The 8,588-nt window shown below is 58.2% G+C and carries 8 protein-coding genes; 3 read left to right on the plus strand and 5 right to left on the minus strand.

Going from position 1 to position 8,588, the window contains the following annotated elements:
* Genes B9Z51_RS16805 through B9Z51_RS16820 form a run of 4 tightly spaced genes read right to left on the minus strand, consistent with a single transcriptional unit; the run spans window position 1 to window position 3,854 of the window.
* A complete protein-coding gene (locus B9Z51_RS16805) occupies window positions 1-813 on the minus strand; it encodes a carbohydrate ABC transporter permease (RefSeq protein WP_108376304.1) in 813 nt (270 codons plus the stop codon).
* Window positions 806-1,699: a carbohydrate ABC transporter permease gene (locus B9Z51_RS16810; protein ID WP_108376305.1), complete on the minus strand. Its 894-nt coding sequence runs from the start codon at window positions 1,697-1,699 to the stop codon at window positions 806-808. The genes B9Z51_RS16805 and B9Z51_RS16810 overlap by 8 nt, the downstream gene beginning before the upstream one ends.
* Window positions 1,696-2,772: an ABC transporter ATP-binding protein gene (locus tag B9Z51_RS16815; RefSeq protein ID WP_108376306.1), complete on the minus strand. Its 1,077-nt coding sequence runs from the start codon at window positions 2,770-2,772 to the stop codon at window positions 1,696-1,698. Before B9Z51_RS16815 ends, B9Z51_RS16810 begins: the two co-directional genes overlap by 4 nt.
* Complete coding sequence (locus B9Z51_RS16820; protein WP_108376307.1) at window positions 2,772-3,854, minus strand: ABC transporter ATP-binding protein; 1,083 nt, start codon at window positions 3,852-3,854, stop codon at window positions 2,772-2,774. The genes B9Z51_RS16815 and B9Z51_RS16820 overlap by 1 nt, the downstream gene beginning before the upstream one ends.
* Before the next feature lie 162 nt (window positions 3,855-4,016).
* Here B9Z51_RS16820 and B9Z51_RS16825 point away from each other — a divergent pair, with 162 nt between their 5' ends.
* The 3 genes from B9Z51_RS16825 (at window position 4,017) to proC (ending at window position 7,247) form a co-directional block, all read left to right on the plus strand.
* Window positions 4,017-4,787 (plus strand): DeoR/GlpR family DNA-binding transcription regulator, encoded by a 771-nt coding sequence (locus B9Z51_RS16825; RefSeq protein WP_199227571.1) that lies wholly within the window; start codon window positions 4,017-4,019, stop codon window positions 4,785-4,787.
* A gap of 17 nt (window positions 4,788-4,804) precedes the next feature.
* Window positions 4,805-6,298 carry a glycerol kinase GlpK gene (gene glpK / locus B9Z51_RS16830; RefSeq protein WP_108376308.1) on the plus strand — a complete coding sequence of 498 codons (1,494 nt, stop codon included), beginning with the start codon at window positions 4,805-4,807 and terminating at the stop codon, window positions 6,296-6,298.
* Between the two features lie 124 nt (window positions 6,299-6,422).
* Window positions 6,423-7,247 (plus strand): pyrroline-5-carboxylate reductase, encoded by an 825-nt coding sequence (gene proC, locus B9Z51_RS16835; protein ID WP_108376309.1) that lies wholly within the window; start codon window positions 6,423-6,425, stop codon window positions 7,245-7,247.
* Between the two features lie 52 nt (window positions 7,248-7,299).
* Here proC and ubiA read toward each other — a convergent pair whose 3' ends face one another.
* On the minus strand, window positions 7,300-8,151 hold the full coding sequence (gene ubiA, locus B9Z51_RS16840) for a 4-hydroxybenzoate octaprenyltransferase (protein WP_108376310.1): 852 nt from the start codon (window positions 8,149-8,151) through the stop codon (window positions 7,300-7,302).
* Window positions 8,152-8,588 lie beyond the last annotated feature (437 nt).

Here is an 8,588-nt window from a genome sequence, read left to right on the forward strand (position 1 = left end):
TCAAACCCTTCCCATGGCAAAGCCTTTGGCGATGTAATGCCGGACAAACCAGATCACGATGGCCCCCGGAACGATGGTCAGCACACCTGCGGCGGCCAGCGTGGCCCAATCCATGCCCGAGGCACTCACGGTGCGTGTCATGGTGGCCACGATCGGCTTGGCATTCACGCTGGTCAAGGTGCGCGCCAAGAGCAACTCCACCCACGAAAACATGAAGCAAAAGAATGCCGCCACGCCCACCCCGGCCTTGATGAGCGGCAAGAAAATCATCACGAAAAAGCGCGGAAAACTGTAGCCGTCGATGTAGGCCGTTTCGTCAATTTCGCGTGGAATACCGCTCATGAAACCTTCCAAAATCCACACCGCCAGAGGTACGTTGAACAACAAGTGCGCCATGGCCACAGCAATGTGCGTGTCCATCAGGCCCAGCGTGGTGTAGAGCTGAAAGAAGGGCAGCAAAAACACGGCAGGCGGCGTCATGCGGTTGGTCAACAACCAAAAGAAAATGTGCTTGTCACCCAGAAAACGGTAACGCGAGAATGCATAAGCCGCCGGCAAGGCCACCGACACCGAAATCACCGTATTGATGGCCACATAGATCAAGCTGTTGATGTAACCCGAATACCAGGACGGATCGGTAAAGATCGTCATGTAGTTGCCCCAGGTGAAGTGCTGCGGCCACAAGGAAAAACTCGACAGAATTTCCTCATTCGTTTTAAAGCTCATGTTGACCATCCAGTAGATGGGCAGCAAGGCAAAGACGATGTAGGCGACCAAAAAAATCGACCGCTTGTGAAAACGCTGGTCATGCATGAGCGTACTCCTTGTTGGCTGCGCCCAGGCTTTGCATCCAGTTGTAGAGGACAAAGCACAACAGCAAGATGATGAGGAAATAAATCAAGGAAAAGGCTGCTGCGGGCCCCAGATCAAACTGTCCCACGGCCTTTTGCGTCAGGTACTGCGACAAGAACGTGGTCGCTGTTCCTGGGCCACCACCGGTCAGCACGAAAGGCTCGGTGTAAATCATGAAGCTGTCCATGAAGCGCAGCAGCACCGCGATCATCAGCACATCACGCATTTTGGGCAGTTGGATGTAACGGAACACCGCAAACTTGCTGGCACCATCAATGCGAGCCGCCTGGTAGTAGGCATCTGGAATGCTGCGCAAACCGGCAAAGGCCAACAAAGCCACCAGCGGCGTCCAGTGCCACACATCCATGATCAGCACCGTGACCCAGGCATGGGTTGGACTGCCTGTGTAGCTGTAGTCAAAGCCCAAGGCCTGCAAGGTGTGACCCAACAGCCCGATATCAGCGCGGCCATAAATTTGCCAGATGGTGCCCACCACGTTCCAGGGAATCAGCAGCGACAAGGCCACCAGCACCAGCACGGCCGAAGATTTCCAGCCCTGGGCCGGCATGGACAAGGCCAGCGCAATGCCCAAAGGAATCTCCACGGCCAGAACGGCCAATGAAAACTGCAACTGCCGCCAAAGGGCGCTGTGCAACTCTTCATCGCGCATCACGGCAGCAAACCACTCGGTGCCTACAAACACACGGCGTTCAGGCGAAATGATGTCTTGCACCGAATAGTTGACCACCGTCATCAGGGGCAAGATGGCTGAAAACGCCACACACACCAAGACCGGCAACACCAACCACCAGGCTTTTTGATTGACGGGTTTTTCAGTCATGTTCATGCCACCAGCTCCTCATTCCGATAAAAACAGGTGTGCTGCCCCAAAACACGCAAGAACACCTCAGCACCCACCTGCGGGGCCTGCGTCTGCGGAGCCAATCGAAGCTTCACCGCCACACCACCCGCCTCGCAGGTGACCATTTGGTAAGTACCGATGTCTTGCACCTGGCGCACCCTGGCGCCCAGAGTACCCGGCTCTGCCACCTCCGAGATGGCCAGGTATTCGGGACGAATGCCCAACTTCAGATCACCCTCTGGAACCACCAAACCCGGCGGAACCTGCAAACGCTGCGCCTGCACGGTCAGTGCACCACCGGCGGATTGAACGGGCAAAAAGTTCATTCCCGGAGAGCCAATGAAATGCCCCACAAAGGTGTGTGCAGGACGCTCGAACAAGGCTTCGGCAGACCCCACTTGCACGGCCTTGCCCCGCGTCATGACCATCACCTCATCGGCAAAAGTCAAAGCCTCTACCTGGTCGTGCGTGACATAAATCAGCGTGAGCTTGAGTTCGTGGTGAATCTGCTTGAGCTTGCGCCGAAGCTGCCATTTCAGGTGCGGGTCAATCACCGTCAGCGGCTCATCAAACAACACCGCAGACACATCCGAGCGCACCAAACCCCGACCCAAAGAGATTTTTTGTTTCTGGTCAGCCGACAGACCCGCCGCGCGCATGTCCAACTGGTGGCTCATGTCCAGCATCTCGGCAATTTGGCCCACACGCTGCTGAATTTGATCAGCAGGCACATGGCGATTCTTGAGCGGAAACGCCAGATTCTGTGCCACCGTCATCGTGTCGTAAATCACCGGAAACTGGAACACCTGGGCGATGTTGCGCTCCTGGGGGCTGCTGCGCGTGACATCGCGCCCACCAAACTTCACCGAGCCTTGCGAAGGCACCACCAGACCCGACATGATGTTGAGCATGGTGGTCTTGCCACAGCCAGAAGGCCCCAGCAAGGCATAGGCCCCACCATCACGGAACGTCATCTTCAAGGGCAGCAAGGCGTAATCCGTCTCCACCTGCGGATTCGGCTTGTAGGCATGCGCCAAGTCCAATTCAATCTGAGCCATCAGCCGATCCTCCCGGTGCGCGCAGGCGCCATCAACAAAGGTCCTGCGGCATCAAACACAAACACCTGCGACGGCTGCAAATACAAACTGATGGCAGCCCCCAGCTTGAAGTCATGCACCCCCGTGAGTTGCGCCACCAGATTGCCCACCGGGGTCTGGGCGTGCACAAAGGTGTCCGAGCCTGAAATTTCTGCCAACTCAACCACGCCTGGCAATTTCAGATCACCAGGCTGACCTTGCACACGCAAGGCACTGGCACGCGCGCCCAAAACCACATCTCTCGGCGCAGTTGCAGGCAAGGGCAAGGCCAAAGACAAGCCCAACCCGCCCGACAGCAACACCCCTGTTTCGCAGGTCTGAGCCTGCAAGAGGTTCATCGGTGGATCACTGAAAGCACAGGCCACCTGGATCGATGCGGGTTGGTGGAACACCTCCGCCGTCGGGCCATATTGCAGCATGCGCCCCCGATCAAGCACGGCGGTGTAGCCCCCAAGCAACAAGGCTTCAGCAGGCTCTGTGGTGGCGTACACCACCGTCGAATCGCCACTGGCAAACAGCTGTGTCAGTTCTTCGCGCAGCTCTTCGCGCAATTTGTAATCCAGGTTCACCAGCGGCTCGTCCAGCAACATCAAGGGCGCATTTTTGGCCAAGGCACGCGCCAAGGCCACGCGTTGTTGCTGCCCGCCCGAAAGCTCAGCGGGCAAACGGTCCAGAAACATGTCGATATGCAGCTTGGATGCCAACGCCCGAACCCGCTCGGCCACATCGGCCTGACCACTCAATTTCAAGGGTGAGGCGATGTTGTCAAACACCGTCATGGATGGGTAGTTGATGAACTGCTGATACACCATGGCCACCTGGCGATGACGCACCGGCACACCGGTGACGTCTTGTCCGTCCACCAACACACGACCTTGCGAAGGGGTATCCAGACCCGCCATGATGCGCATCAGACTGGTCTTGCCCGCTTGAGTCGCCCCCAGCAGCACCGTCACTTGACCCGGATGCAGAGCGAGATGCTGTGGATACAGATGGACTTGCCCTGAAACAGACTTGCCCACCCCTTCCAGGATCAATTGCATGGTGGATCTCCGCGTTGATAATTCAAGTTCATAAAAGTTCCAAAATTTTCGCTTCACCGATTTTATGGTTCGTTTGCGCGCCTTTTTAACCGGTGTTTACCCTACGTGGGGCTAAATTTATTTTCGTTTATGTTCGAATACGGCAACCACACACTGATCACCATGGACTTGAACCCCCGACAAACAGCACTCATCGACGCCGTCCGCACCCAAGGTCCCATCTCCATTGAGGCGCTGGCCGAACGTTTTGGCGTGACCTTGCAAACCGTGCGCCGCGATGTGCAACGTCTGTCTGAAACAGGCTTGCTCACGCGCTTTCATGGCGGCGTGCGCCTGCCCGGCTCGACCACGGAAAACATTGCCTACCGCCAACGCCAAGCCATGCAAAGCGAAGGCAAGTTGCGGATCGCCCGGGCCATTGCCCAACGCATTCCTCACGGCTGTTCACTGATCATGAACATCGGCACCACCATTGAAGCCGTGGCCCATGAACTGCACAGCCACAGAGGTTTGCGCGTCATCACCAACAACCTGCACATCGCCGCCTTGATGAGCACCCACAGGGACTGCGAAGTCATCGTAGCTGGCGGCCAAGTACGCGGCAGTGACCAAGGCATCGTGGGCGAAGCCACGGTGGACTTCATCCGCCAATTCAAGGTCGACATGGGCCTGATTGGCATCAGCGGGATCGAATCTGACGGCACGTTGCGCGACTATGACTACCGGGAAGTCAAGGTCGCCCGCACCATCATTGAACATGCCAGAGAAGTCTGGCTGGCCGCCGACCACAGCAAATTCAACCGCCCCGCCATGGTCGAGCTGGGCCATTTGACAGACATCGATGTGCTTTTCACTGACGAACCCCCGCCTGGCACGTTTTCAGACCTGATGACAAAAGCCAACGTGGAATGCGTTGTGGCCGACCCTAAATGACATTCTGAGGATTTCTCATGCGCTACATACTCGCCCTGGACCAGGGCACCTCCAGCTCCAGAAGCATCGTGTTTGACCAGGCAGGCCAAGTGGTCGCCATGGCCCAGCGCGAGTTCCGGCAAATCTATCCCCAGCCAGGCTGGGTGGAACACGACCCGCTGGAAATCTGGACATCCCAATTGGCCACTGTGCACGAGGTGCTGGCCAAAGCGCAGCTCCAGGCCAGCGACATGGCCGCCATCGGCATCACCAACCAACGCGAAACCACGGTGGTCTGGAACCGCCGCACGGGCGAACCGATTTACAACGCCATCGTCTGGCAGGACCGCCGAGCCGAACCCACCTGCGCCGCCTTGCGCTCCCAAGGCCACGAAGACACGGTTCGGAGCAAAACAGGGCTGCGCATAGACGCCTATTTTTCGGGCACCAAACTTCAATGGATCCTGGACCATGTAACAGGCGCCCGGGCCTTGGCCGAGCAAGGTGAATTGGCCTTCGGCACCGTCGACAGCTGGCTGATCTGGAAACTCACCGATGGCCGATCACATGTGACCGATGTGAGCAATGCCGCCCGCACCATGCTGCTCAACATCCACACCAACACCTGGGATGCCGAGTTGCTGGGCCTGTTGAACATCCCCGCCGCGCTCATGCCCACGGTCTTGCCGTCCAGCGCCCATTTTGGGGACACCTCTGCGGCGCTGCTGGGCACCTCGCTGCCCATCGGTGGCGTGGCCGGTGACCAGCAAAGCGCCTTGTTCGGCCAAGCTTGCTTCACCCCGGGCATGGCCAAAAACACTTATGGCACCGGCTGCTTCATGCTGATGCACACCGGGGCCAACTTTCAGCACAGCCAAAATGGACTGATCACCACCTCGGCCGCACAGGCCACCAGCACCCCGCAATACGCGCTGGAAGGCAGCGTCTTCATCGGCGGTGCCGTGGTGCAATGGCTGCGCGATGGCCTGCGGGCCATCTCCACCAGCGGTGAGGTGGAAGGGCTGGCACACAGCGTGCCCGATTCGGGTGGCGTCATGTTTGTCCCCGCATTCACCGGCCTGGGGGCGCCCTATTGGGACGCCGAAGCGCGTGGTGCCATTGTGGGATTGACCCGGGGTTCCACCGTCGCCCACATCGCCCGAGCTGCGTTGGAGAGCATCGCCTTCCAAAGCGCCGCCTTGCTGCACAGCATGAACCGGGACGCCGTGTCCGGCGGCGGCGTTGCGGTGACCGAGTTGCGCGTGGACGGCGGCGCCTGCGTCAACGACCTCTTGATGCAAATCCAGGCGGACTTGCTGGGCATTCCCGTCGTGCGCCCCGCCGTGACAGAAACCACCGCTTTGGGAGCAGCCTATTTGGCAGGTCTGCATGCCGGCGTCTACAGTGGCCTGGATGAGTTGAGCCAGCAATGGCGCGCCGATCGCACCTTTTACCCCACCTTGCCCACAGATCAGGCACAAGAACGCATGGACAGGTGGGAGCGTGCCGTGCGCCAGGCCACCGCCCGCTGACCTTCCATGATCAGATCCACCGTCTTCAGACCCCTCGCGTAAGCAGCGACAATTCAGATTCCTCAGACCCGGGCCGGGCGTCAAGCGCCTGGCCCGTCCCACACAGCACACGACTGAACATCCCATGCCTCACTCCACACCCCACATCGCCTTCATCGGCGGCGGCAACATGGCCAGCGCCATCATCGGCGGCCTGATCCGCCAGGGCATGAAGCCTGAGCAAATCACCGTGGTCGAACCGTTTGCCGAGACCGCAGCCAAACTGCTCAATGACTTTGGCATCACCGCGCTGCCTGTCGCAGGCCCGGCTTTGGCTCAGGCCGATCTGGTGGTCTGGGCGGTCAAGCCCCAAGTCTTCAGCGAAGCCGCCGCCCCCGTCATGCCGCACACCCGAGGTGCGCTGCACTTGTCTGTGGCAGCGGGCATCCGCACCGACAGCATCTGCCGCTGGGTGGGCACCGACCGCGTGGTGCGCTGCATGCCCAACACCCCCGCGCTGGTGGGCCAAGGCATCACCGGCCTCTTCCCCTGCCCTTCGGTCACCGCCGCCGACAAAGCGCTGGTGGAACAAGTCATTCGCACCACCGGGCAATACCTCTGGGTTCAGCAAGAGTCGCATCTGGACGCCGTGACCGCCTTGTCGGGGTCCGGACCGGCCTATGTGTTTTATTTCCTCGAAGCCATGACCGAAGCTGGTGTGGGCATGGGCCTGAGCGCCGAGCAGGCCTACCAACTTGCGGTGGCCACTTTTTCGGGCGCAGCCTCTTTGGCTGCGGCGTCCACGGAAGCCCCCGAAGTCTTGCGCCAACGCGTCACCTCCAAAGGTGGCACCACCTACGCAGCCATCACGTCGCTGGATGACTCGGGTGTCAAAGCCTCATTTGTGAAAGCCATGCAAGCCGCCGAAGTGCGGGCCCGCGAGTTGGGCGACGAATTCGGCAAGGCCTGATCGGCCGGTCTCCGCAGGTCTGCACCTTCAGCGACAACACGTTGGACACGTCTCAACGGTAAGACAAGACCACCCCGACAAACACGCTGAACCCGAGCCAGTGGTTCAGCCGGAAGGCCTTGAAACAGCCTTCTCGGCTGCGCAGGCGAATCAAAAAGTAGTGCCAAACCACTTGGCCTGCTGAAACAGCCCAAGCCAACCAAAACCCCAGGCCTTGCTGTGCGCCATTCAAAAGCCAGGCCCAGAGTATCAAATACGCCACATAAAAGCCCATGATGGCAGGCACATCCATGTCGCCCAGCGTGATGGCCGAGGTCTTCATCCCAATCTGAAGATCATCGTCGCGGTCAACCATGGCGTATTCCGTGTCATAGGCCAACACCCAAAACAGGTTACCCAGCAACAAGCCCCAGGCCAGGGGTGGCACCTGGCCTTGCACCGCAGCAAACGCCATCGGAATGCCAAAACTGAACGCCACCCCCAGCACCGCCTGCGGCATTGAGACATAGCGTTTGGCATAGGGGTAGACCAGGGTCACAGCCAATGCTGCAAAAGACCAGGCAATGGCTGCCGCGTTGGTGGTCAGCACCAGCCCAAACGCACACAGGGCCAGCACAGCACCCACCAACAAAGCCTCCCGGGAGCCAATACGACCACTCGTCACGGGTCGGTTGGCGGTGCGTTTCACATGCTTATCAAAGTCCCGGTCAGCCACATCATTGACACAACAGCCGGCACTGCGCATGAGGATGGTGCCCAAGGTGAATACCGCGATCAGATGCCAACCCGGAAAGCCCCCCGCAGCCACCCACAAAGCCGCCAGGGATGGCCACAGCAACAACAGCCAGCCCGCAGGCCGACTCCAGCGGATCAGATCCAGATAAAGCGAGAGTTTGTCAGTCATGTGCGAATTATCTGCGTCTGCAAATGCCTGAGCCATGCGCTGTCGCACAGCAGATCGATTGCGAGGGCCATCGCAGCAGGCCCCGTTTGTCAACCATGTCACCCCATGAACTCATGACCTTCCACTGTTTCAATTTTGTCTGCATATACAAAAGGGGTACGCCAAAAGGGGGTTTGAAATTGACATATTCATCAATACCCTATCTTTTAATTGACTAAATCGACAAATTAAATTAAATTTCAAAACAATCCGCGCATAAGCATTTATTAAATCAAATTTTTCAAAAAAATGTAAATTTTGATTAATTTATGGATTGCAAATGAATACCTGAATAATTTTCGAACATGCCCAGTCATGTTCGACCAGTGACAACAAACAGTTTTAAAGCGCATACGCAGTGTTGTGTTTGGGCTTTTGAACAGGGAAGACTTTCCAAT

Origin of the sequence: Limnohabitans sp. T6-5 (assembly GCF_003063315.1) — a bacterium.
In the GTDB taxonomy this organism is placed as follows: domain Bacteria; phylum Pseudomonadota; class Gammaproteobacteria; order Burkholderiales; family Burkholderiaceae_C; genus Limnohabitans_A.